Annotated in this window: 21 protein-coding genes and 3 tRNA genes; 9 read left to right on the forward strand and 15 right to left on the reverse strand. The window is 75.7% G+C overall.

The window, feature by feature from the left end; all coding sequences use genetic code 11:
- Positions 1-25: 25 nt before the first annotated feature.
- Positions 26-388, reverse strand: a complete 363-nt coding sequence (locus PUR56_RS28500) for a MerR family transcriptional regulator (RefSeq protein WP_329951042.1) — start codon at positions 386-388, stop codon at positions 26-28.
- Between the two features lie 65 nt (positions 389-453).
- On the opposite strand from PUR56_RS28500, the gene PUR56_RS28505 reads away from it, so the two are divergent.
- On the forward strand, positions 454-1,653 hold the full coding sequence (locus PUR56_RS28505) for an MFS transporter (protein ID WP_329883700.1): 1,200 nt from the start codon (positions 454-456) through the stop codon (positions 1,651-1,653).
- Positions 1,654-1,734: 81 nt separating this feature from the next.
- Here PUR56_RS28505 and PUR56_RS28510 read toward each other — a convergent pair whose 3' ends face one another.
- On the reverse strand, positions 1,735-2,418 hold the full coding sequence (locus PUR56_RS28510; RefSeq protein WP_329883701.1) for a response regulator transcription factor: 684 nt from the start codon (positions 2,416-2,418) through the stop codon (positions 1,735-1,737).
- Positions 2,415-3,638: a sensor histidine kinase gene (locus PUR56_RS28515; protein ID WP_329951043.1), complete on the reverse strand. Its 1,224-nt coding sequence runs from the start codon at positions 3,636-3,638 to the stop codon at positions 2,415-2,417. The genes PUR56_RS28510 and PUR56_RS28515 overlap by 4 nt, the downstream gene beginning before the upstream one ends.
- Positions 3,639-3,877: 239 nt before the next feature.
- Here PUR56_RS28515 and PUR56_RS28520 point away from each other — a divergent pair, with 239 nt between their 5' ends.
- Both PUR56_RS28520 and hemC read left to right on the forward strand, forming a co-directional pair.
- Positions 3,878-4,648 (forward strand): DUF2306 domain-containing protein, encoded by a 771-nt coding sequence (locus tag PUR56_RS28520; protein WP_329951044.1) that lies wholly within the window; start codon positions 3,878-3,880, stop codon positions 4,646-4,648.
- Between the two features lie 17 nt (positions 4,649-4,665).
- The gene (gene hemC / locus PUR56_RS28525) at positions 4,666-5,601 is read left to right on the forward strand and encodes a hydroxymethylbilane synthase (protein WP_329951045.1); all 936 of its coding nucleotides are present in this window, start codon (positions 4,666-4,668) and stop codon (positions 5,599-5,601) included.
- A gap of 96 nt (positions 5,602-5,697) precedes the next feature.
- Here hemC and PUR56_RS28530 read toward each other — a convergent pair.
- Positions 5,698-5,771: transfer RNA gene (locus tag PUR56_RS28530), tRNA-Lys, on the reverse strand.
- A gap of 123 nt (positions 5,772-5,894) precedes the next feature.
- The gene (locus PUR56_RS28535; protein ID WP_329951046.1) at positions 5,895-6,803 is read right to left on the reverse strand and encodes an NADP-dependent oxidoreductase; all 909 of its coding nucleotides are present in this window, start codon (positions 6,801-6,803) and stop codon (positions 5,895-5,897) included.
- 176 nt (positions 6,804-6,979) lie between these two features.
- Here PUR56_RS28535 and PUR56_RS28540 point away from each other — a divergent pair, with 176 nt between their 5' ends.
- Together PUR56_RS28540 and pgi are read left to right on the forward strand one after the other, a co-directional pair.
- A complete protein-coding gene (locus tag PUR56_RS28540; RefSeq protein ID WP_329883706.1) occupies positions 6,980-8,563 on the forward strand; it encodes a Na+/H+ antiporter in 1,584 nt (527 codons plus the stop codon).
- 323 nt (positions 8,564-8,886) lie between these two features.
- On the forward strand, positions 8,887-10,548 hold the full coding sequence (pgi, locus tag PUR56_RS28545) for a glucose-6-phosphate isomerase (protein WP_329951047.1): 1,662 nt from the start codon (positions 8,887-8,889) through the stop codon (positions 10,546-10,548).
- Between the two features lie 129 nt (positions 10,549-10,677).
- On the opposite strand, the gene PUR56_RS28550 is transcribed toward pgi, so the two are convergent.
- The 6 genes from PUR56_RS28550 to PUR56_RS28575 form a co-directional block, all read right to left on the reverse strand.
- Positions 10,678-10,751 (reverse strand) — tRNA-Lys (locus PUR56_RS28550).
- A 120-nt stretch (positions 10,752-10,871) separates the two neighbouring features.
- Complete coding sequence (locus PUR56_RS28555; protein WP_329883708.1) at positions 10,872-11,402, reverse strand: bifunctional DNA primase/polymerase; 531 nt, start codon at positions 11,400-11,402, stop codon at positions 10,872-10,874.
- A 217-nt stretch (positions 11,403-11,619) separates the two neighbouring features.
- Entirely contained in the window at positions 11,620-12,027 is a 408-nt protein-coding gene (locus PUR56_RS28560; protein ID WP_329883709.1) for a hypothetical protein, read from the reverse strand.
- A 214-nt stretch (positions 12,028-12,241) separates the two neighbouring features.
- The gene (locus PUR56_RS28565; protein WP_329951048.1) at positions 12,242-13,597 is read right to left on the reverse strand and encodes an AAA family ATPase; all 1,356 of its coding nucleotides are present in this window, start codon (positions 13,595-13,597) and stop codon (positions 12,242-12,244) included.
- A gap of 8 nt (positions 13,598-13,605) precedes the next feature.
- Positions 13,606-15,273 carry a hypothetical protein gene (locus PUR56_RS28570; RefSeq protein ID WP_329951049.1) on the reverse strand — a complete coding sequence of 556 codons (1,668 nt, stop codon included), beginning with the start codon at positions 15,271-15,273 and terminating at the stop codon, positions 13,606-13,608.
- Positions 15,270-16,571 carry a hypothetical protein gene (locus PUR56_RS28575; RefSeq protein WP_329951050.1) on the reverse strand — a complete coding sequence of 434 codons (1,302 nt, stop codon included), beginning with the start codon at positions 16,569-16,571 and terminating at the stop codon, positions 15,270-15,272. Before PUR56_RS28575 ends, PUR56_RS28570 begins: the two co-directional genes overlap by 4 nt.
- Before the next feature lie 200 nt (positions 16,572-16,771).
- Between PUR56_RS28575 and PUR56_RS28580 the strand changes: the two genes are divergently transcribed.
- Positions 16,772-17,422, forward strand: a complete 651-nt coding sequence (locus tag PUR56_RS28580; RefSeq protein ID WP_329951051.1) for a histidine phosphatase family protein — start codon at positions 16,772-16,774, stop codon at positions 17,420-17,422.
- Positions 17,423-17,446: 24 nt separating this feature from the next.
- On the opposite strand, the gene PUR56_RS28585 is transcribed toward PUR56_RS28580, so the two are convergent.
- The gene (locus PUR56_RS28585) at positions 17,447-18,991 is read right to left on the reverse strand and encodes a tetratricopeptide repeat protein (protein WP_329951052.1); all 1,545 of its coding nucleotides are present in this window, start codon (positions 18,989-18,991) and stop codon (positions 17,447-17,449) included.
- Positions 18,992-19,367: 376 nt separating this feature from the next.
- Here PUR56_RS28585 and PUR56_RS28590 point away from each other — a divergent pair, with 376 nt between their 5' ends.
- From PUR56_RS28590 to PUR56_RS28600, 3 genes are all read left to right on the forward strand, one after another.
- Complete coding sequence (locus PUR56_RS28590; protein WP_329951053.1) at positions 19,368-19,886, forward strand: hypothetical protein; 519 nt, start codon at positions 19,368-19,370, stop codon at positions 19,884-19,886.
- 91 nt (positions 19,887-19,977) lie between these two features.
- Positions 19,978-20,916, forward strand: coding sequence for a spermidine synthase (locus PUR56_RS28595; RefSeq protein ID WP_329883717.1), 939 nt, complete (start codon positions 19,978-19,980; stop codon positions 20,914-20,916).
- 109 nt (positions 20,917-21,025) lie between these two features.
- Entirely contained in the window at positions 21,026-21,490 is a 465-nt protein-coding gene (locus tag PUR56_RS28600; RefSeq protein WP_329951054.1) for a GNAT family N-acetyltransferase, read from the forward strand.
- Between the two features lie 220 nt (positions 21,491-21,710).
- On the opposite strand, the gene PUR56_RS28605 is transcribed toward PUR56_RS28600, so the two are convergent.
- The 3 genes from PUR56_RS28605 to PUR56_RS28615 form a co-directional block, all read right to left on the reverse strand.
- Positions 21,711-22,772, reverse strand: a complete 1,062-nt coding sequence (locus tag PUR56_RS28605) for a hypothetical protein (RefSeq protein ID WP_329951055.1) — start codon at positions 22,770-22,772, stop codon at positions 21,711-21,713.
- Positions 22,773-22,945: 173 nt separating this feature from the next.
- Positions 22,946-23,392: a DUF4442 domain-containing protein gene (locus PUR56_RS28610; RefSeq protein WP_329883720.1), complete on the reverse strand. Its 447-nt coding sequence runs from the start codon at positions 23,390-23,392 to the stop codon at positions 22,946-22,948.
- 167 nt (positions 23,393-23,559) lie between these two features.
- Positions 23,560-23,635 (reverse strand) — tRNA-His (locus tag PUR56_RS28615).
- Between the last annotated feature and the right edge of the window lie 83 nt (positions 23,636-23,718).

A 23,718-nucleotide genomic window follows, 5' to 3' on the forward strand; every position in this document is an offset into this window, starting at 1 on the left:
CGGGCGGCGGGGACACCCCCGCCGCTCAGCGGTCCACCCGGACCGCCTCCAGGTACTCCGCGATCGCGTCCCGGTTGCGGGTGAGGCACCGGATCCGCTCGCTCATGCCGTCCAGCTCCTGCTCCAGGGTGGCGATCATCTCCGGCGTGGCGTCCGGGAAGTGGATGGCCCGGGGCTTGTCGAGGCACGGCAGGATCTGCTTGATGATCCTGGTCGGCAGCCCCGAGTCGAGCAGTCCCCGGATCTGCAGCACCCGGTCCACGGTCGGCTCGTCGTAGGCGCGGTAGCCGTTGGCGCAGCGTTCGGCCAGGATCAGGCCCTGCTCCTCGTAGTACCGCAGCAGCCGCCGGGACGCCCCGGTCCGCTCGGACAGCTCGCCGATCCGCATGTGCCCCACCTCACCCCGGGACTGATTGACCCTCACACCAGTGTGAGCGTTCGAGCATAGCCGCCATGCGGACCACCGACCGACCCACCGCCGTCGAGCAGCGGAAACTCCCCCTGCCCGCCCTGCTGGCCCTCGCCACCGCCGTCTTCGTCACGGCCCTCACCGAAACCCTGCCCGCGGGCGTCCTGCCCGCGATGAGCGCCGACCTCGGCGTCGGCGAATCCGCCATGGGCCAGGCCGTCACCGTCTACGCCCTCGGGACCGCCGTCACCGCCGTCCCCCTGACCGCGGCCACCGCCGGCCGGCCGCGCCGCCGGCTGCTGCTCACCGCCATGGCCGGGTTCGCGGTGGCCAACACCGTCACCGCCCTCTCCACCGACTACCTGCTCACCATGGCCGCCCGGTTCCTCGCCGGGGTCGCCGCCGGCCTCGCCTGGGCGCTGCTCGCCGGGTACGCCCGCCGGCTCGCGCCGCCCGAACTCCAGGGCCGGGCCATCGCCGTGGCGATGACGGGCGTCCCGCTCGCCCTGTCGCTGGGCGTGCCTGCCGGGACCTTCCTCGGCAGGGTGCTCGGCTGGTGGGTGTCGTTCCTGGTCATGACCGTGATCGCGGTCGGCGTGACCGGCTGGATCGCCGCGACCGTCCCCGAGCGGCCCGGCCTGGCCCGGACGGAACGGGCCCCGGTGCTGCGCGCCCTGGCCGTCCCCGGGGTGGCGCCGGTCCTGGCCGTGACCTTCGTCTTCGTCCTCGCGCACACCGTCCTCTACACCTACGTCGCCCCCTACCTCGACCGGCGCGGCATGGGCGGCGCCACCGACACCGTGCTGCTCGCCTTCGGCGTCGCCTCGCTGGTGAGCATCTGGTTCACCGGCGCGCACATCCACCGACGACTGCGTGCCCTGACCGTCGCGTCCACCCTGCTGGTCGCCGCCGCGGCGGCGGTCCTCGGCGTGCTGGCCGGCAGCGCCGTCCCGGTCTACGCCGCGGCCGTGCTGTGGGGCCTCGGCTGGGGCGGCATCCCGACCCTGCTGCAGACCGCCGCGGGCGACGCGGGCGGCGAGCAGGCGGACGCCGCGCAGGCGATGCTGGTCACCCTCTGGAACGCGGCCATGGCGGGCGGCGGCGTGGCCGGCGGGCTGCTGCTCGACGGGCTCGGCGCGGACTCCTTCCCGTGGGCCGTGCTGCTCCTGCTGCTCCCCGTCCTCGCGGTCGTCCTCGCCGCCCGCACCCACGCCTTCCCGTCGCGCCGGACCACGCCGGCCTGACCGAGCCACAGGGCCTGACCGCGCCGCCGGGCCTGACCGCGCCCCGGGCCGTACGGACCCGGGCCGGGGCCCGGCCCGGGGTCAGTACCCGCCCAGCGCGTCCCGGGGCGGCATCAGTCCGCTCCGGTACGAGATGGCGACCGCCTGGGCGCGGTCCCGGGCGTCGATCTTCGTGAGGATCCGCTTCATGTGCGTCTTCACCGTCGACTCGGCGAGGACGAGCAGCGTGGCGATCTCCCGGTTGGACCGCCCCTCCGCCGCCAGCCGCAGCACCTCCCGCTCGCGCGCCGTCAGCTGGGCGAGCCGGGTGTCCTCCGGCGACGGCGGAGGCCGGTCCGCGACACGGCCGACCACCTGCGCCACCAGGTCCCGGGTGACCGCGGGGTCGAGCACCGACTCGCCCCCGGCGAGCGTGTGCACCGCGTCGATGAGCCGCTCGGCCGAGGCCCGCTTGAGGAGGAAGCCGCCCGCTCCCGCCCGCAGCGCGCCCCACACGTAGTCGTCGTGGTGGAAGGTGGTCAGCACCAGGACCCGGGTCGACAGTCCGGCGGCGGTGATCCGCCGGGTCGCCTCCACCCCGTCGATGCCGGGCATCCGGACGTCCATCAGGACGACGTCCGGCACCAGTTCGCGGCAGAGCTCCACCGCCCGCAGGCCGTCCGCGGCGTGGCCGACCACCTCGATCCGGTCGTCGGTCTCCAGCACGAGGGCCACCCCCGCGCGCAGCAGTGCGTCGTCGTCCGCCACGACGACCCGGATGTTCACGGGATCGGGAGCACGGCGCGGAGCCGGAAGCCGCCCTGCTCGCCGCGCTCGTGCTCCACGCTGCCGCCGAGCATCGAGACCCGCTCGGCGATGCCCAGCAGCCCCCGGCCGGGTGTGTACCCGGCGTCGGAGCCCCGGCCGTCGTCGCTCACCTCGATGTCGAGCGAGCCACCGGTGCACCGGACGGTGACCGAGGCGGTCCGGGCCCGGGCGTGCTTGACGGTGTTGGTGAGCGCCTCCTGGACGATCCGGTACGCCGACACGTCGAGGCTCCGCGGCACCCGGTCGGCGCCCCGGTCGACCCGCACGCTCACCCGCAGGCCGGCCTGTTCGAGCCGCCCGGTGAGCCGGTCCAGGTCGGCCAGGCCCGGCTGCAGGGCGGGGCCCCCGGGCGCCTCGGCACCGCGCCGCAGCAGCCCGAGGACCCGGTCGAGGTCGTCCAGCGCCTCGCGGCCGCTGTGCTCCATCCCGGACAGCAGCTCGCGGGTGCGCTCCGGCTCCCGGTCGAGCAGCCGTCGGGCGGCGCCGGCCTGGATCAGGAGGACGTTCAGGGTGTGGCCGACCAGGTCGTGCAGTTCGCGGGCGAGCCGGGCCCGCTCCTCGGCCACGACCTGCTGGCGCAGCCGCAGCCGGGCGGCGCCCCGCTCCTCGACCCGCCGGGCCGTGCCGTAGCCGACGGCCCAGCCGAGCAGCCACAGGAAGAGGACGCCGGTCGGGATGACGGGGTAGGTGTGGGCGAGGTCCGCGAAGTAGGCGGCCATGCCGAGCAGGGCGGCGAAGGGGCCGAACCAGGCGCGGCGGCGCGTCGCGTACAGGCCGATCGAGTAGAGGCCGACCAGGTTGGCGTACGGCGAGACGGCGCTGGGCAGGACGAACAGCGCCTCCGCCGAGAGCGCCGCCGAGCCCACCAGGTAGCCGGCCAGCGGCAGGGTCCGCCGGACGGCCAGCGCGCCGGCCGCGACCGCGCTCAGCGCCAGCGCGAGGGGCAGACCGGTGTGCAGTCCGTCGGCCGCCTCGATCCGGTCGACGGCCATGGCGATCAGGAACACGCCCGCCAGGACGGCGTCCCGGGGGCTGGTCCAGTTCGTCCGGCCCAGCGGGCCCGCCCGGCCCGCCCGGTCGGCCGGGCCCGTCCACACCGGCGGGACCAGTCGGCTCATCCGCTTCAGCGGGCTCGTCCGGATCATCCTGATCGGCCGGATCGCGGACGGAGGGCTCATGGCGGCTCCCGGGTGAGGGCGGTGACCGCCGCGCGGGGGTGCGGGCGCACGGGCCGTACGGTAGCGGTGGCCGGCCGGGCCGCGCATCGCCCTGCTGGGGTATTCCGGCGCCGACCGTCCGGCGGTGCGGCGCCCGCCGGTACCACCTCCGGGGGCGCGCCGGTCACCCGCCCGGAGCAGGCCGGGCCACCCCGAGGGGTGGACGCGCCCGACCGCCCCGGCTCCGTACCGTCCGGGGCATGAACGATCCGGACTCCCGTGCCCCGACCGGCACCCCCGCGCCGTCCGCACCGACGGTCGCGCCGCCCGCCCCCGCCGGTGCGCCCGCCGCCACCCGGACCTCGCGCCGCGCCTCCACCGGCCGGGCCCGCCGGGCCGGCTGGTTCGCGGTCACCGCGCTGGCCGCCGCCACCGCCCTCCTCACCTCCCGCTACCTCACCCTCGACCCCGAGGTCTTCCTGGAGGAGCAGCGGGCGGTCTACCTGGCCAACCGGCTCCCGCTCGCCCTGCACGTCGGCGGCGGCGTGCTGGCGATCCTGCTCGGCCCCTGGCAGTTCCTGCCCCGGCTGCGGGCCCGCCGTCCCGGCCTGCACCGGACGATCGGCCGGGTCTACCTGGTCACCGTCCTGGTGACCGCCGCGGGGGGTCTCGTGCTGGTGCCGAAGGCCCTGGTCGGCCCGATCGCGCCGATCGGCTTCGGGATGCTGGACGCCCTGCTGCTGCTCTCCACGGCCATCGCCTGGCGGGCCGTCCGGCGCGGCGAGATAGCCCGCCACCGTGCCTGGATGACCCGCTCCTACGCGCTGATCTTCGCCGGGGCGACCCTGCGGGTCTGGCTCGTCGTGATGGACGCCCTCGGCGTCCCGTTCGACCAGGCGTACGCGGCCGCCTCCTGGACGTGCTGGCTGATCAACCTGGTGGTGGCCGAGTACCTCATCACCCGGGCGCCCGCCCCCGCCACGGCGGGTGGCCGCCGTTCGGGTGACCCGTCGCCGGCCCTTCCGGTCTGACGACCTATCATCCGACCATGACCACCGCAGAGTTGATCCGCATCGTCTCCCGCTCCTCGCCGATGGCGCTCGCCCAGGTCGAGCGGGTCCGGGCCGAACTCGCCGTCCTGCACCCGGGGCTGCGTACCGAGGTGGTGCCGGTGACCACCTCCGGCGACCGGTGGATGGGCGACCTGGCCCGGCTCGGCGGCAAGGGCGCGTTCACCAAGGAGGTGGACGAGGCACTGCTCGCCGGCGAGGCGGATCTCGCCGTGCACTGCCTGAAGGACGTGCCGGCCGACCGCCCGCTGCCGGCCGGCACGGTGTTCGCCGCCTACCTGCGGCGCGACGACATCCGCGACGCGCTCGTCCACCCCGGCGGCCTCACCCTGGACGGGCTGCCGCCCGGCACCCGGATCGGCACCTCCTCGGTCCGCCGCCGGGCCCAGCTCGCCGCCTCGCACCCGCACCTGGCGTGCGTGCCGATCCGCGGCAACGCCAACAGCCGGCTGGCCAAGCTGGAGGCGGGGGAGGCGGACGCGCTGCTGCTCGCGCTCTCCGGCCTGGAGCGGATCGGCGAGGAGGCCCGGATCAGCGAGGTCCTGCCGATCGAGACGATGTGCCCGCCGATCGGCGCCGGCATCCTGGCCCTCCAGTGCCGCGTCGAGGACACCGCCACCATCGACGCCGTCGCCGGCCTCGGTGACCACCCGACCTGGCGCGAGGCGAGCGCCGAGCGGATGTTCCTGCACGTGCTGCAGGGCCACTGCAACTCGCCGATCGCCGGCTACGCCAAGGCCGAGCCGGACGGCCGCCTCTCGCTGCGCGGGCGGGTCTTCACCCCGGACGGCAAGCAGATCCTGGACGCCCACGAGTGGGCCGGCTCGCTGAGCCCGGAGGACCTCGGCACGGCGACCGCCCTCGCCCTCAAGCGGCAGGGCGCCTCCGAGCTGATCTCCGCCATCCCGCACTGACCGCTACGGGCCCGTCGCGCCGCGCCCGGCGCGCGCCTGCGGACCCGGAAACGCCGGAAGGCCCTTCGCTCTCGCGAAGGGCCTTCCGGCTGCCTGTGCGCCGCCAGGGACTCGAACCCCGGACCCGCTGATTAAGAGTCAGCTGCTCTAACCAACTGAGCTAGCGGCGCCTGCTGACGGCAGGAACATTACCTGGTCAGCAGCCGGAACGCACAATCGGCCGGGGCGGCGGTCCGGTGCCCGGGGCGGCACCCGGCGCGAGACGCCCCGCGCCCGGGGCCCGTCGCACGCCGTCACGGCACGAGGACGACCTTCCCCCGGACGTGCCCGGTGCCGACCAGCCGGTGGGCGTCGGCCGCCCGCTGCAGCGGGAAGGTGTCGGCGATCTCCACCCGCAGGGCGCCCGTCTCCCACAGGCCGACCAGCTCGGCCAGCCGGGCCGCCGTCCGCTCCCCCCGGATCCCCCGGACGCCGAGCCGTCCGGCGCCCGGGTAGTCGACCACGGTGCCGATCCGGTCCCGGTCGGCGACCAGCTCGACGGAGGCCTCCAACGCCCCGCGCCCGGCCGCGTCGAAGGCCGCGTCCACGCCCTGCGGCGCGACCGCCCGGACCCGTTCGACCAGCCCGTCGCCGTACGTGACCGGGATCGCGCCGAGCTCCCGCAGGTAGTCGTGGTTGCGCTCGCCCGCGGTGCCGATCACGGTCACGCCCCGGGCCCGGGCCAGCTGGACGGCGATCGTGCCCACCCCGCCGGCGGCGCCGTGCACCAGGACGGTCTCGCCCCGGTCGACCTTCAGCTGTTCGAACGCGAGGTGCGCGGTCTGCCCGGAGGCGGAGAGCGCCCCGGCCTGCTCCCAGGGCATCCCGGCCGGCTTGCGCACCAGGCGGGCGACGTCCGCGACGACCCGCTCGGCACTGCAGCCGAGCAGCCGGAAGCCCAGGACCTCGTCACCGACCGCCCAGCCCTCGGTGCCGGGCCCGAGACGGTCGACCACCCCGGCGAACTCGTTGCCGGGCACCAGCCCGGGCGCTATCTCGACGCCGGCCGGGGCCAGGCCCGCACGGACGGAGAGGTCGACCGGCTGCACCCCGGCCGCGTAGACCGTGACCCGCACCTCGCCCGGCCCGGGGACGGGGTCGGGCACCTCGGCCACCCGCAGCACTTCGGGGCCGCCGAACCGGGGCACGGTGACTGCCTTCATGGGGGAACTCCTGTCTGGTCGACCGTCGGGGCTCGATCATCAGACGTGAAGCCTGCTTGAGGTCAACCCCTGTCCTCGGCGCGTTGCCACAGTTGAGTGCATTGTCAGATTTATCCTCGACGGCGGCCCGGATCACGTCCGCGCCGTACCCGTCCGTCGCCGAGAGGAACCTCCCCGTGGGCCAGCTGCCCCTGCTCTTCCTGGTGCTGCTCGCCTCCGTGGTGACCATGCCGCTGGCCCGCCGCACGGGCGTGCCGCAACCGGTGCTGATGACCCTGCTCGGCATCGTCATGGCGGTGGTCCCGCAGATCCCGGACATCGCCATCGACCCCGACCTGATCCTGCCGCTGGTCCTGCCACCGCTGATCTTCGCCGTCGCGCGGCGCTCCTCGGTCCGCTACTTCAAGGCCAACATCCGCTCCATCCTGCTGCTCGCCGTCGCCCTGGTGGTGGTCACCACCGTCGCGGTCGCCGGCACCGTGCACTGGCTGCTCCCCGCCCTCCCGCTCGCCGCCGCCATCGCCGTCGGCGCCCTCGTCTCCCCGCCCGACCCGGTCGCCGCCGTCGCGGTGGCCGGAAGCGTCGGACTGCCCCGCCGACTGGTGTCGATCCTGGAGAGCGAGGGCCTGTTCAACGACGTCACCGCGATCGTCATCTACTCGCTGGCCATCGACGCGGTGGTCGGCGGCGACTTCTCGCCCAGCCACGCCGTGCTCCGCTTCGTCCTCTCGGCGGTGCTCGCCGTCGTCATCGGCGTCGCCCTCGGCTGGGCCAACACCAAGCTCGCCTCCTACCTGGAGGACCCGACCCAGCAGGTCGCGCTCAACCTGCTGGTGCCGTTCGCCGCCTACAGCCTGGCCGAGGAGATCCACGGCTCCGGCGTCCTCGCCGTCGTGGTCTGCGGGCTCTACCTGGCCGAGCGGGCCGCCGACGCCGACGCCGTCTCCTTCCGGCTGGTCGGCAACGCCTTCTGGGAGATCGTCGAGATCCTGATCACCGGTGTCGCCTTCGGCCTGATCGGGCTCGAACTGGCCACCGTCCTCAAGGAGGCCGGCTCCGGCTGGACCAGCATGCTCGGCGACGCCGCCGTGGTGATCGCCGTGGTCGTCGTGGTCCGGCTGCTCTGGCTGCTGCCGGCCGGCTGGCTCTCCCAGAAACTGCGCTCCGGCTCCGAGGAGGACACCCCGATCAGCTGGCAGGAGAGCGTGGTGCTCTGGTGGTCCGGGATGCGCGGGGTGGCGACCGTGGCGCTGGCCCTGGCCGTCCCGCTCACCGTCGACTCCGGTGACGCCTTCCCGGAACGCGGCCGGCTGGTCTTCATCGCCTTCAGCGTGGTGCTCTTCACCCTGCTGGTCCAGGGGCTCACCCTGCCCTTGCTGGCCAAGTGGCTCCACCTCGACCTCGACCACGACCGGCACGAGCAGGCGGTCCGCCAGCTCTGGTGGCGCGCCGCCCGTGCCGGCCTCGACCGGCTCGGCGAGCTGGAGGAGCAGGACAAGCTGCCCGCCGAGGTCGCCGACCGGCTGAGGGACCGTCAGCACGACCGGCTGGCCCGGCTCTGCCCCGAGAACTACGCCGAGGAGGAGGCCACCGAGGCCAAGCAGCGTCTCTCCCAGTGGCGCGCCGCCCACAGCGTCGAGCAGGAGATGATCGCCGCCTCCCGGCGCGAGATGCTGGTCGCCCGCGCCGAGACCGGCGCAGACCCGGAGCTGGTCGACCAGGTCCTCCGCGGCCTGGACCTGCGCTCCGAACGGAAGTGACGGACCCTCCGGGAAGGGCCCCGCCCCGCGCCCTCCCCGCGCGGGGCGGGCCCGGCCGTCCCGCCCCGCGCGGGGCGGCTCCGCACCCGGCCGGACGGTCCGTGACATCCCGGCGGCCGTACCGCGACGCGCGCCTGAACAGCGGCGACCGCCGACCGGACGCCGACGAACGGAATGCGCACCCCTGGTCCCGGCGTTGCATAGGCTGGTCCCGGGCAAGGCCGCCAACGGAGTCGGCGCACCCCCAGAACCGGTACGACCTCGCGAAACCCTCCCGCCTGGCCCCGCCGGTGTCTGCACCCAGATGAAACGAGGAGCAACCGATGTCGGAGACCCGCGCCGACGCCCGAACCCCGCTGGACCGCACCCCGCAGTGGGCCGCTCTCGCCAAGCACCGGGAGGAGTTCGGCGCGACGCACCTGCGCGACCTGTTCGCCGCCGACCCGGAGCGAGGCCGCCGCTACACCCTCCAGGTCGGCGATCTGCACGTCGACTACGCCAAGCAGCTCGTCACCGACGAGACGCTGGCCCTGCTGCGCGAGCTGGCCGGGGCCACCGGCGTCGCCGCCCTGCGGGACGCCATGTTCCGCGGCGAGAAGATCAACACCACCGAGCACCGCGCCGTCCTGCACACCGCGCTGCGCGCCCCGCGCGACGCCGTGATCGAGGTCGACGGCGAGAACGTGGTGCCCGGCGTCCACGCCGTGCTCGACAAGATGGCCGCCTTCGCCGAGCAGGTCCGCAGCGGCGCCTGGCGCGGCCACACCGGCCGACGGATCCGCGCCGTCGTCAACATCGGCATCGGCGGATCCGACCTCGGCCCCGCCATGGCCTACGAGGTGCTGCGCTCCTACACCGACCGCGGCATCGACGTCCGCTTCGTCTCCAACGTGGACGGCGCCGACCTGCACGAGGCCGTCCGCGACCTCGACCCGGCCGAGACGCTCTTCGTCGTCGCGTCCAAGACCTTCACCACCATCGAGACCATCACCAACGCGGTCTCCGCCCGGAACTGGCTGCTCACCGGCCTGCAGGCCGACACCGACGCGGTGGCCAAGCACTTCGTCGCCCTCTCCACCAACGCGGAGGGCGTGGCCGACTTCGGTATCGACACCGCCAACATGTTCGAGTTCTGGGACTGGGTCGGCGGCCGCTACTCCTACGACTCGGCGATCGGCCTCTCGCTGATGATCGCGATCGGGCCGGACGCCTTCCGCGAGATGCTGGACGGCTTCCACCTGGTCGACGAGCACTTCCGCACCGCGCCGCCCGAGGAGAACGTCCCGCTGCTGCTCGGCCTGCTCGGGGTCTGGTACGGCGCCTTCTTCGACGCCCAGGCGCACGCGGTGCTGCCGTACTCGCACTACCTGTCGAAGTTCACCGCCTACCTCCAGCAGCTGGACATGGAGTCCAACGGCAAGTCGGTGGACCGCGACGGCAACCCGGTGAGCTGGCAGACCGGCCCGGTGGTCTGGGGCACCCCCGGCACCAACGGCCAGCACGCCTACTACCAGCTGCTCCACCAGGGCACCAAGCTGATCCCGGCCGACTTCATCGGCTTCGCCCGGCCGGTCGCCGACCTGCTGCCCGGCCTGGTCGCCCAGCACGACCTGCTGCTCGCCAACTTCTTCGCCCAGACGCAGGCGCTGGCGTTCGGCAAGACGCCGGAGGAGGTCGCGGCGGAGGGCGTGCCCGCCGAGCTCGTCCCGCACAGGACCTTCCGCGGCAACCACCCGACCACCACGATCCTGGCGGGCGAGCTGACCCCGTCGGTGCTCGGCCAGCTGATCGCGCTCTACGAGCACAAGGTGTTCGTCCAGGGCGCGGTCTGGAACATCGACTCCTTCGACCAGTGGGGCGTCGAGCTGGGCAAGGTGCTCGCCAAGCGGATCGAGCCGGTGCTGCTGACCGGTGAGGGCACGGAGGAGCTGGACAGCTCCACCGCCGAGCTGGTCGCCCGCTACCGCGCGCTGCGCGGGCGCTGAGACCGGCCGGGGCCGGCCGGGGAGCTCTCCCCGGCCGGCCCCGGGCCTGCTTTCCGGGCCTGTCGCCGGCTCCGGTCGCCGAAACGCCGGAAGGCCCTCCGCTCTCGCGAAGGGCCTTCCGGCTGTCTGTGCGCCGCCAGGGACTCGAACCCCGGACCCGCTGATTAAGAGTCAGCTGCTCTAACCAACTGAGCTAGCGGCGCCTGCTGACAGGGAAGACTTTAGCAGCGGGTCGCGGCCCGGCCAAAATCGAATATCCGCCCCCGGCGCCGCGCCCGGGACCGCCGCTCCGGCCCCGCGCCGGGCTCCCCCGCCGGGTGCCGTCAGCGGAGGGCGGCGGCCGGTTCCCGGGCCGCCCGGACACAGGCCCAGAGCACCACCGAGGCGCCCGGCAGCCACGGCTCCCGGCTGTCCGGGGCGACGATCCACCGCCCCGCGCCCAGACCGGGGGAGTCCGGGCCGTTCACCATCCGCTGCACCGGCGGGACGGTGACCGCGTCCCCCTGCCCGTGGCAGAGCAGCGGCGGTACGTCCCGGGCCCACTCCTCCCAGGCCAGCAGCCGGCGCAGCCGGGGCGCCGCCCCCGGCCGTACGAACAGCAGCGTCCGCCCGCGGTAGGCGGCCACCGGCCCGCAGCCAGGCCCGGAGGCCCACAGCTCGTCCAGCACGCGGCGCCCGAACAGCGCGGGCATGCTGATCACGTCGAAGGCACGTCCGCAGGGCAGCACCGAGGGCGCCCACGGGCGGGACTCCCAGAGGGCGCGCATGCTGCGCGGGTACTCGCTGGCGGAGGCGAGCCAGGCCTCCCCGGCCACGGTCACGTACTCCACCGACTGATACGTCCAGATGTCCACGCACAGCAGGGTGGGGTGTCCGGGGCGTGGCCGGGAGGGAAAGCGTGGTTTGCCGGACAGTGGAGCGGCCGACGGCGTACCCTTCCGCTTCCCCCCGGCATATGCCAGCGGCGGCGGAGGGTTCCGGGTGCCCGGAAACGGGCCCGGGCCGGGTCGGGCCGGGGCACGGGTCGGGCCGCGTCGGAACGGGCCGCCGGCCGGCCGGGTCCGGCGTGCCTCAGTCCTCGTGGCGGCGGGGCAGGAGCAGGCTGCGGCCGTACTCGATCATCTTGGCCGCGTAGTCCGGCGTCCAGTCGGCCCGTCCCGCGATCTCGGTCTCCGAGAGCGCGTCGAACCGGCGCGGATCCGCCAGCTGGGCCGCGGCGACCGCCTGGAAGTCGGTGGCCCGCTCGGCGGCCGCGCGGAACGCCAGCGCCAGCTCGGTGGAGCGGCGCAGCAGCTCGGCCGGGTCGTCTATCGACTCCAGATCGAAGAAGCGTTCCGGCTCCGGTTCGTCGGCCTGCGGCTCGAACAGCAGCTGCACCGGGCGCTTCCGGCGGCCGGGCGCCGCACCGGCGCCCTCGCCGGGACCGGCCGCCGCGGCCGGGCCGCTCGGGTCGGACGCCTGCGCATGGGAGTCGGGCATGGAAGGACACCTCCGGGTGCTCGGTAGGGGCGGGCGGCGACGGCTGGGACGGGCGCCGCCCGGTCGTGGCCGCCGTCCATTGTCTCGCGGCGGCGGCCGGTAACGGAACGGTGCGAGTTCGGGCGCTATTCCCGCCGGGCGCGCCGGGGGCGTGCACCGCCCGGGCCGGCCCCGGTGGCCGGGTGCGGCGGCCCGGGCGGCCGAGGCGGGCGGCTCAGCGATCCAGCCGCACCCGGTGCCCGGAGAGGTGGTGCAGCACCCGGTGATTGGCCTCCCAGCCGTCCGGGAAGGTGACCGGGACGCCCAACTGCACCGGTTCGGTGGCCGGATGCTCGTCCAGCAGCTCGGCGATCCCGGCCCGGGCCACCACGATGCAGGCGTGTCGGTGGCGGGAGGCGAGCACGCAGAGCCGGCCGGTCTCCAGGTGGAACGCCGTCGCGTCGGGCCGTCCGGAGAGCGGGTGCAGCACCACGGTGACGTCGTACTCGCGCCCCTGCAGCCGGTTGGCGGTGTCCACCGTCACCGCGGGTCCGGCCGTCGGATCGACCGGGACCCCGGCCCCGACCAGCGCCGCCCGGACGGCCGCCGCCTGGTCCCGGTGGGCGGTGCCGACCGCGACCCGGCCGGGGGTCAAGGGCACGGAGCCCTGCTCGGAGTGGGCCGTCAGCCCGCGCTCCAGCAGCCTGCGGACGGTCGCCGCGACGGCGGCGACCGCCTGCGGATCGGTCCGGACGGTGTGCCGGGGCGGCAGCTCCAGCAGCGCCCAGCCGTGCTCGGCGGCGCGGTCGATCGCCGCGTCCAGCGCGGAGCCGTCCGGGCGCACCGCAGCCGTGAGCCGGCGGTCCTCCGGGCCGGTGCCCGAACGGAACGGCGTGTACGGGTAGAACGCGCCGGAGATCAGCGGCGCCGCGCTGGCCGGCAGCCGCCAGGAGACCGGCAGCCGGTGCGGCTCGATCTGCGGGTTGTGGGCGAGCAGGGTGACCACCGCGCTGCTCGACGGGTCGTACGACAGGCCGGCCCACTGCTCGGTGCCGACCACCGTGAACGGGTCCAGCTGACCAGGGTCGCCGACGAACAGCGCCCGCTCGAACAGGCGGGCCACGGCGAGCAGCGCGTCCGAGCGCATCTGGTACGCCTCGTCGACGATCGCGTGCCGCCAGGGCTGCTCGGTCCGCACCCACTGCCACTTGGCGGAGGTGGAGATCACCACGTCCAGCTCGGCGAGGTCGGTCACCTTGTCGGAGGGCGTGACGTTGGGGTGCCGCAGCACCTCGGGCGCCGGCCGGGCGTCGGCCGCGTGCAGCCGGCCGATCGTCAGGTCGGGCGCCTTCGCGGCCAGCCGGTCCACGAGGTCGTCCACCTGGCCGTTGGTCTGGGCGACGATCATCAGCCGCTCGCCCGCCTCCACCAGCTCCCGCGCGGCGCGCACCACCAGGGTCGACTTGCCGGCGCCGGGCGGCGAGTCCACGACCACCCCGCGCGGCGCGCCGACGGCCGGGTGGACGGTCGCCGCCAGGATCCGCGCCACCGCCGCGTCGGCGGCGTCACCGGGGGTCTGCTCGGTGCTCATCGGCCGGATCACTCCCAATCCTCGGAGGCCGCGGGGACGGTCGCCGTCAGGGTGACGGTCGCACCGGGCGGACCGCCGTGCGTCCACGGGGTGTCGTCCGGCTCGGGCAGCGGCGCGGCCTGCCGGGCCGTCAGTTCGAACAGGGTGAAGGTGACCCGCTCGCCCGGCTCGGGCAGGCTCCCCGGCTCGGGCTCCTTCTTCCGCCCCATCCCGGAGAGCACCCGCACGGTGATGGTGCCCGCCGTCCGGTCGACCGCGGCGATCTGCGCCTTCTGGGCCTTCTGCCCGGCCGGAGCGCTCCCGGACCCGGGGTCGGGGGACCCCCACACCCGGTGCGCGTCCCGGCCGAGGTCGGCGTGCGGGCGGTCGTCGGTGCGGACCGTCACCAGCGGACGCGGCTTGGGTGACCGGCCCGAGGTGTCGTAGTCCGGCACCACCTCGGTCACCACGCCGGTGAACGCCTCGCCGGCCAGCCGGTGCTCGGCCATCGCCAGCGGGTCGTCCAGCGCCTCCTGGACGTCCAGCCGGGTCTGCTCGCGCTCGCGCTGGGCGAGCTTGCGGGCGGCCGTCACGGCGTCGTCCACCCGGGGCTGCGGAGGCTCGCCCGCCGCCAGCCGGTCCCGGTGGCCGGTGTAGGACCAGCGGTCGCCGGTCCAGCGCTCCGCCAGGTGTCCGCCCGGGGGCAGGGCGCGCAGCAGGTCCAGGCCGTGCCAGACGTCGTGCCAGGTGGGCAGCAGCTGGTCAGCGTGCACCGCGCGCAGCCGTTCGACCGAGACCCGGACGGCCTCCCGGGCCCGCTCGGCGGCGGCCGGGTCGGCGGCGGTCCGCTCGGCGGTCCCCGCGCCGTCCGTCAGGGCCGCCAGGGCAGCCACGGCGGCGTCGTAGCGCGTGATCGCCGGGGCGAGCACCTTCGCGTCGAAGGCAGGGTCGGTGGCCGGCCCGGCCGGCGGGTGGAGCAGCCGGCCCTCGGGGTCCCGCGCGGTCTCGGCCCGCTCGGCGGCCTCGGCGCCGGTCAGCCCGGCCGGCGGCGCGTGCCAGGCGAGCAGCGCGGCCAGGTGCTGGTCCTCCAGGTGGCTCTGGCCGGTCGCCCAGTGCCGGGCGAGCAGGCCGGTCATCGGCAGCAGCAGGCTGGAGCCGGGCACCATCGCGCGGTCGGTGAGCTGGGTGAGCCAGCGGCCGAGCAGCGGCACCCGGGCCGGCGCCGGGTAGGGGCCGGGTTCGTCGTCCTCGGCGGTGCGGCGGAACCGGGTCGACCGGCCGAGCAGCGCCAGGTGCCGGATCCCACCGGTGTTCGGCACGATCACCTGCGGTGCGTCCGCGCACAGCTCGCGGAGGACCTGCGTCTTCTCGCCGGTCTCCGGGTCCTTCTCGGAGCCCTCGATCTGCTCCACGTCGTCGCCGAAGGACTCCAGGTAGGGCAGCAGGTCGGCGGCCAGTTCGGCCAGGAAGTCGAAGCGCAGCGTGCGGTTCAGCGGCTGCGGGACGAAGTGCAGCCTCGGTGCGTCCCGGTCGGTGCCGAGCAGCACGGCCAGCGGGGCACCGGCCTCGCCGGCCGCCGTGAGCGGGACGACCACCATCGGGCGGTCGGACAGGTGCCGGTGGCGGACGGTCGCCAGGGGCTCGGCCCGGCCGCTGCGGACGGCCTCCAGCCGGGCGAGGGTGGTCAGCAGGCTCACCGGGGGCCTCCGGCGGGGGCCGGGACGGGGCGGCCCAGGGCCTCGGCGCGCAGCGCGGCGGCGTGGACGAGCCGGGCGGCGGCCTCGTCGGCCGCGGCGTCGGGGTGCCCGTCGTGACCGGCGTTCTCGCTGTCGCTGTCGCTGTCGCTGTCGCCGGGGTCGGAGTCGGCGAGGCTCCGGGCGGCCGGGCCGTCGTGGGCGACGGCCAGCGCCTCGGTCACCGTCCGGATGGTGCCCAGCTCGCCGCGGACGCTCCGGCCGAGCTGTTCGACCCGGTCGTCGCAACGGGTCCGGGCGCGGCAGTGGAACCCCAGCTCACACGTGGAGAGGCAGTCCGGGCTGTAGGCCGCGGGCACCGCCTCGACCGACCCGGTCAGTTCCTCGGTCGAACGGACCGGGGCGCCGCTCGCGTCGGGGGAGAGGTCGAAGTCGGCCCCTGGCGGCAGCGCGTCCAGCAGCCGGCCGATGCCGGTCATCCGGTCCAGCTGGCGGCGGGTGGTGGCCAGTTCCCGCCGGACGTCCACCGGGACGGCGGTCGGCCGGTTGCCGAAGTCCTTGGGACAGACCAGCAGCACGGTCGACCGAGGGCTTCCCGGCAGCTGCTGCTCGGCGTACGGGTCCGGATCCGTGTCCAGCCCGGCCAGCGCGGCCGCGGTCTCCTGGAGCGCCAGCACGTAGACGGCGGCCTGCCGGGCGGCGGCGCCCACCTTGGCCGGGTCCGCGCTGCCGTCCAGCACCGGGAAGGACTTGATCTCGACGACGGTGCACCGCCCGCCGTGCACCACGACGGCGTCCGGCTCCAGGTAGGCGGTGGAGCCGGCGACGGTGAGCCGCAGCAGCGGGTGGTCGAGCAGGGTCCAGGCGTCCGGGTCCGCGGCGGCCTCCGCCAGCGCGGCCCTCGTCCGGTCGGCCCGGACCGCGGGACCGGAGGAGCGCAGCAGGTCCGGTACGGCGAGCGGGGTGTCCCCGTCGGGTGGGAGGCCCAGCCGGTGGCGGAGCGGCTCCAGCAACGCCGCGTAGCCGTCCTCCTTCAGCCGGGACTCGAAGATGACGCCGCGCGCGAGGGCGAACGGCGACTGCCCGAACGGAGCGGCGTGGCCGAGCCGGGCGGCCAGTGCGGACTTGTCCACCCCGGCCGCGTCCAGCACGGCCCGGCGGTGACACCCGGGATTGGCGGCCAGCGCGGCGAGGGCGCGGGCGTTCAGACTGCGCTGCGGCGCCGGTCCGCGCAGCGTGGCGAGCCGCTGGGCGAGCGGCTCCGCGGGCCCGCCGGACGGGGCGTTCGTCGAGACGTTCATGGTGCGGCCCAGTGTCGCATCCGGGTCCGACAGAGTGGCCGGGACCGGCCGTTGACGGTCCTCGGCGGTGGTCGCCACCGCCCCGGACCTCCGTGGGGGGCGGCCTGGATCGTGGGCGCCGCGCAGGTGAGGGATCATGGAGACCGGTGCTCAATGGTGAGGCCGATCGTTGACGCCGTCCTGTGCGCGAGGAGCCTGCCATGCCCGCTCGAATCCTGCTGGTCCGCCACGGCGAGACCGAGTGGTCCGCCACCGGCCGCCACACCGGCCGCACCGACATCCCGCTGACCGACGAGGGCCGCGCGATGGCCCGGGCGCTCGGCACCCGGTTGGCCGGAGCCCCCTGGAACGGCCTGCCCGACGCCCTCGTCTACACCAGCCCGCTGGACCGGGCCAGGGAGACCTGCGCGCTGGCCGGCCTCGGCGACCGGGCCGTCGAGCGGCCCGAGCTGCTGGAGTGGGACTACGGCCAGTACGAGGGCCGGACCGGCGCCGACATCCGCGCCGCCGACCACCCCGGCTGGCTGATCTGGCGCGACGGTGTGCCCGGCGGCGAGAAGCTCTCCGACGTCGCCGCGCGGGTGGACGCCCTCCTCGCCGATCTCAACGACACGCACGGTGTCCCGGAGCCGGACACCACCGTCATGCACTGCGCCGACCGCGATGTGGTGCTCTTCGCCCACGGCCACCTGCTGCGCATCCTGACCGCGCGCTGGCTGGGCCTGCCGCCCGAGTACGCCCAGCGGTTCAAGCTCGGCACCGCCGCGCTCTGCGTCCTCTCCTGGGAGTACGGCGCCCCGGCCGTCGAGGTCTGGAACGACCTCGGGCACCTGGAGGGCCTGAAGCACTGACGCCGCCGGCCGGCCGACGCCCGGTCAGGCCGCCGCCGCCACGTCGTACTCGGTCAGGAATCGCCCCACCTCCGGCACCCGCCGGTGCGGGCGCAGCCGCTGCGCGGTGTCCGCCAGCATGGAGCGGATCCGGGCCGAGCGGACCTCGTCGAACAGTGCGACGGCGGCCGACCCGTGCTGGGCGGCGCCGGCCAGATCGCCCCCGCCGAGCCGGTCGTGGGCCAGCTCGGCCGTGTACAGCACCCGGTTGCGGACGAAGTGCGGCTTCTGGAGCGCTATGGCCAGCCCCGCCTGCTCGCTGGCGCGGTCCCAGTCCCCGAGGGCGGACCAGCACTGGGACCGCAGTCCGGCGAGCTCGGCCTCGCCGAAGAAGGACATCCACTCCGGGTCGGTCTCCGACGGGCCGCCGTCGAACAGCAGGCAGGCGCGGGCGATCGCGCGCTCGCAGGCGCCGCGGTCCTGCAGCAGCGCCCACCCGCCGGCCTCGCGCATGGCGAGCAGGGCGAGCAGCCGGTCGGAGTCGAGCCGCCGGGCGGCGGACTGCCCGGCCTGGGCGGCCCGCAACGCCTCGCGGGGGCGTCCGGCGTCCCGGGCCAGGAAGGCGCTGTTGCAGAAGACGTGCGCCTCCAGCGCGGCGTCGCCGGCCATCCGCGCGGTGGCGAGCGCCTCCGCGTAGAACGACCGGGCGTCCGCCAGTCGGTTCGAGTCGTGCGCCAACCAGCCGACCGAGACGGCGAGTTCACCCGCGCCGGCCTGGAGCCTCCGCTCGGTCTCGGTGGAGTACTCGCACGCGTCGAGCAGCAGGTAGGCCGTCCGCAGCGACCGCCCGGCCAGCTCGAACAGGGCGTCGGCGCCGTGCGCGTCGTCCGCCAACCGGATCTCCCGGACCGCCTGTTCGACGCCGAGCACCTCGGCCGCGCCGACCTTGCGGGGCGGCGGAACCGCTCCGGGGCGGCCCGGTACGAAGGCGTTGTCGGCCGTGGGGGTGCCGGGGCGGTCGATGCCTGCCGCGGTGGCCAGCGCGGCCGGGCCGCCGGCCAGGAACGTACGGCGACGCACGTCGTCGTTCTCCTCGTCGGAATGGTGCGGTTCGTCGGGCCCCCGGGGCGCCGCCGCGAACCTCGGCATCGGGGCCCCGACCGGTGGGGGCGATTCCGCGTACGGCGAGGCAGCGTACGGGAGTCGGGCGGCGAGCGGCAGTCGCGGGGCGGGCACCTGGAGGAACGGTGGGCGGAGCGGAGGTGGCGTCCAGGCCTCGTCCTCGCCGCCGCCCCTGCCGTCCGCCGGACGGCGGCGGACGGCGGCGCGGGGGACGAACCCGAGGTCGGCGAGCGAGCGGTCCGGCCACATGTGCCGGAACACCCGCTCGTACGCGTAGTTGGGACAGCGGATCTCGCCGGACTCGACCCGTCCGACGTAGCGCGCGTCGCAGGAGACGTGCTCGCCGATCTCGCGGGCGGCCCGGCGTACGGCCATGGCGAACTCGCCCGGCGAGCGGTCGCCGCGCAGGGCGCGCATCACGGCGTTGGGCGACGGGCGGTTCGGCTTGGCCGGTGGGGTGGCTGCCATGGTGCGCTCCGTGGTCGTGCGGGGTGGTGGTGCGAGGGGTCGGGCGGCGGTGGGGCGTCGGGGGCGCCCGGCCACGGGTGGGTCCGGTGGGGCCCGACGGCTGTCGGGCCCCACCGACAGTACCGGGAGTCACCGTGCGGACACAGCGAGTTTGTGGCTGATGTGCGGTCAATTCGTGCCAAAGCGGGCACTGTTGCCCGGATCCGCCATGAAATGCCATGCCTTGCTGTAAGGCGCCCCGTGGCCTGAGGAGCCTCCTCGGCGTTGTCCTGATACGTGGAAGCCCCGGCCGCTGCCCGCCGTCCCCGCCGCCCCCCGGCGGCACCCCCACCCCGGACGGCGCGGCTTCCATCCCGACGAGGTGACAGGAGGGCCCATGTCGGCCACCGGAGTGCCGCAGTACCACCGCCTGGTCGCCGGCGGGGTGCTCGCCGCCGCCGCCCCCGCGCTGCTCCCCGAGTCGGCCGACGAGCGCGGACCCGGACGCGCCCCGTGCGGCGGCGGACCGTCCCGCCGCCCCGGCCCCGGCCCCGGCCCAGGTGCCGACGCCGGCGGCACCGTCGCCACCGCGTACGACACCGTGACGGTCGCCCTGCGGCACGGCCTGGAGACGGTCGACATCCTGCGGCTGCGCCGGGCCTGCGGCGCGGTGCTGCAGAGTCGCAGCGGCGCGACCGTCACCTTCCTCGTCCCGGCCGGCACCTCGGCGACCTGGCACCTGCCCGGGAGCTCCTGTTCGGCGGGCGCCTTCCTGCCGCCGCCCACCGACCCGCGCTGGGTGATGCCCCCGGCCGGCGCCGACTGCGCCGCCCGCCCCACCGACGCCTGGGTCCTGCGCTCGGCGCTCTGCGAGGCCGCCTGCACCCTCACCGCCGGCGGCCTCGGCCCGTTCTGACCGCCCCGCCCTGCCACGTCCGCGCCGTTCCGGCCCGCAACGGCCGCCCGCCCGGCCCCGAGCTGCGGCGACTCCCCGCACGGCGGCGATAATGGCCGGTATGGGACGAAGCAGCAGAGCCGGGCGCAGCACGGACCGGAGCCGTACCGAGCCGGACGTCCGACCGGCCGCCACCGGCCCCGGCGGTCGCGCGCACGCCCAGGGCCCGCTCACCCGTCCCGTCGACTCCGGCCTCGCCGAACTCCGCCCCGACCGGGACCGCCCCGCCGCCTGGTCGCTGCTGGTCGACGGCGCGCCGCAGTCGCTCGTCGACCTCGCCGACCCGACCCACCTCGGGTTCGAGTACCAGCGCCGGCTCGGCCACCTCATCGACCTGGTCGCCCCGCCCGGCCGCCCGCTCACCGTCCTCCACCTCGGCGGCGGCGCCCTCACCCTGGCCCGCTACGTCGCCGCGACCCGCCCCCGCTCGCGCCAGCAGGTCGCCGAGATCGACACCGCCCTCACGGAGCTCGTCCGCGCCGAACTCCCGCTGGAGCGCGGCTGGCAGGTCAAGGTGCGCGGCGCGGACGCCCGCAGCGTGCTGGAGCGGACCCCCGAGGGCACCGTCGACCTGGTGATCGCCGACGTCTTCTCCGGCGCCCGGGTGCCCGCCCACTGCACCACCGTCGAGTTCACCGCCCTGGCCGCCCGCGCGCTGGCCCCCGGCGGCTGGTACGCGGTCAACATCGCCGACGGCTCGGCGCTGTCGTTCGCCCGCTCGCAGGTGGCCACCCTCGGGGCGGTCTTCCCCGAGCTCTGCCTGGTCGCCGACCCGGCGGTGCTGCGCGGCAAGCGCTTCGGCAACCTGGTCCTGGCCGCCGCCCACACCGGGCTCCCGCTCGCCGAACTGACCCGCAAGGTGGCTTCGGACGCCGCCCTCGGCCGCGTCGAACACGGCCGCGCCCTCGCCGACTTCGCCGCCGGCGCCACCCCGGCCACGGATGCCACCGCGGCCCCCTCCCCGGCCCCGCCCCCGGGCGTCTTCCGCTGATCCGGCGGCGTCCGGCTCCCGGAAAACCGGTTGGCAGCGCCGCCCGTCCTGCCGACAATGGGCCCCGGCGTCCGGAATCCGGACGGGGCCGACCGGGAGAGGTGGCGCCATGCGGATCAGACCGGCCCGACCGGACGAGGCGGCGCTGCTCAGCGCCCTGGCCCTGCGTTCCAAGGCCCACTGGGGCTACGACGCGGAGTTCATGGAGGCCTGCCGGGTCGACCTCACCCTCGACCCGGAGCGGATCGAGGCCGACCGGACGGCGGTGGCCGAGGCCGACGGCCGGGTGCTGGGCTTCGTCACCCTCGTCGGGGCGCCGCCGGAGGGCGAGTTGGACATGCTCTTCGTCGAACCGGACGTGATCGGCCGGGGTGTCGGCCGGTTTCTGCTGGCCCATCTGCGGCGCCGCGCCGCGGAGTCGGGCTTCCGCCGGGTCCTCGTCGCGGCGGACCCGAACGCCGAGTCCTTCTACGCGGCCATGGGCGCGGTCCGGATCGGCACCGTACCCTCCGGCTCGATACCGGGCCGCGAACTCCCGCTGCTGGCCCTGGCGACGGGGCCGTCGGGCGACTGACCGCCCGGGCACCCCGCCCCCGCCCGTCGGCCACCGTTCTCACCTCACCGTCCACCGGGTGCACCGTCCACCGGCGGGACGGCATGCCTCGCCGTCCCGGCCCGGGCGGTGGCCCCGGTCGGCCCGGCCCGGCCCGGACCCCGGCCCGGCACCGCTACCGGACCTGCGCCGGGCCGGTCCTCCGGGCCGCGCTGCGTGTCCCCGCCGGTGTGCGTCCGGGTCAGTGCCCCTTGGGCAGACCTCGGTGCTTGTACATCGCGGCGCCCGTCAGGGCCAGCCCGGCCGCGATCGGGGCGAGGACGGCGGTCGCGGTCCCCGGGGCGCCGTGCGCGACGGTGACGGCGGCCGTCGTGGTGGAGCCCGCCGTCGAGCCGGCCGGACCGGCGGCGGGGGAGCCCTCCGCGATCGTCGGCCGGTCCGGTTCCGCCGCGCTCCGGCCGCTCCCGGCGGCTCCCGTGCCCGGACGGTCGGCGGCGGTGTGGTGCGGCCGGTCACCCGGCTCCCCGGGGGCGGGTGGCGGGGCCGCCGGCCCGCGCTGCTCCCCGCCGGGCCGGGTGGCCCGGGGACCGGCGCCGTTCCGGCCGACCGGGGCGGACGGCCCGTCGGGAGCGCCCTCCCGGGAGGCGCGCGCCCCGGCCGGGCGGGACTGGGCGGGTACGGTGCCCAGTAGCCCGGAGGCGATGGCGAAGGCGTCCGGAAGGGCGGCCCGCTGTCCGGGCAGCGGGAGGCCGCCGGCCCTGATCCGGTCCTGGAGCGCACTGCTGACGGAGGTGGTCGCGGCGTCCAGCTCCGGTACCGGGACGATCGCGGCGGTGGGGCCGGCGAGGTGATCGAGCACCCCGGGGGCCGTGGTCCGGCCGGGAGCGACGACCGGACCGTCCTGCCGCGCGGGGGACCGTGGCGGCTCCTGCGGCCTGTTCGGCGGCGGGTCCTGCGGCACGGGGGGCTGTGGGGCGGCTGCGTCCCCGGCCGCCTCCTCGCCCGTCTGTCCGGCGGTCCGCTCCGCTGACGGCCCACCGGTCACGGTCCCGTCGGGCGGGGAGTCGCCGAGTACGGACTCGCCGGTCAGGGCCCGGCCGACGGCCGTCCGGCTCGCCGGTTCCGGGAGCGGTTCGGCGCCGGCCGCGTGGGCGCCCGGAGCGCCGAGCCCCCAGAGCTGCGCGAGGAGCGCTCCGCCCGCCGCGACGGCCCGCGGCAGCCGGGAGAGCCACCGCCCGGCCCGCCCTCCGGGCGGACGACGGGACTCTGACGACAGGTCCTTGGTCGGGTGTTTGGCTCGCACGTGAATCGAGAACGAGCGGACGGACCATGAGGTCACGGCCGCCGCCACGGCCACCGTCACGGACAGTCATCGGGCGGTGGCCCGACCGCTCGCCCGACTGCCGGCTCGCCCGACCGCCCGAGGCCCGCCGGACGCGCTCCGGTCGGCACCCCGGGCCGTTGTCCGCCGGTGGCTCAGGAGTTGGGGCGAAGCGTCCAGATCACGGTCATCACGCCGGTCACCGCACCGTCGGCACGGGTGATCTCGACGGTGACCGGGAACTCCGGCCGCTCGCCCTTGTCCAGCTCGGCGACGATCTCGGCGACCGGCCGGCCGAGTACGGCGGTGGCCGTGACGACGCCCATGGCGAGCTTCCTGTACGAGATCTCGGCGCTCACCGCGAGCGGCACCGCGCGGGAGAGCTGGTCGCCGAAGGCGCTCAGGACGATGCAGCCGCTGGCCGATTCGGCGAGGGTGAACATCGCGCCGGCGTGCGGCCCGCCGACGTGGTTGTGGTACTCGGGCTGGTCGGGCAGCCGGAGCACGGCACGCTCGGGGGTGGTCTCCAGGTACTCCAGCTTGAGGGTCCGTGCCATCGGCACGGTGGAGTCGAGCAGCTGGCCGATCGAAGGTGTGGTCATGGCCGCAACGTTACTAGCCGGTAGCTTTCGGCGGCAGCTCCGCCGGGGGAGAAAAAGGTGAGACGGAGGCCACGTGGGCGGAGGCGGTGAGGGCGGGGAGGTCCGCGGCCGGGCACGCGAAAACGCCTGAGGGGCCGGTCTCTTGAAGAAACCGGCCCCTCAGGCTCTGGGGTGAGTGACGGGACTCGAACCCGCGGCCACCTGGACCACAACCAGGTGCTCTACCAACTGAGCTACACCCACCATCTGTCCGGCCCGGTCCCGCTCTTCGCGTTCCCGTTCCGACAGGAAGAACAATACAGGATCCGGGAGGGTGCTCGCGCCAG

It is taken from the genome of Streptomyces sp. BE303 (genome assembly GCF_036290945.1).
Lineage (GTDB): Bacteria > Actinomycetota > Actinomycetes > Streptomycetales > Streptomycetaceae > Kitasatospora.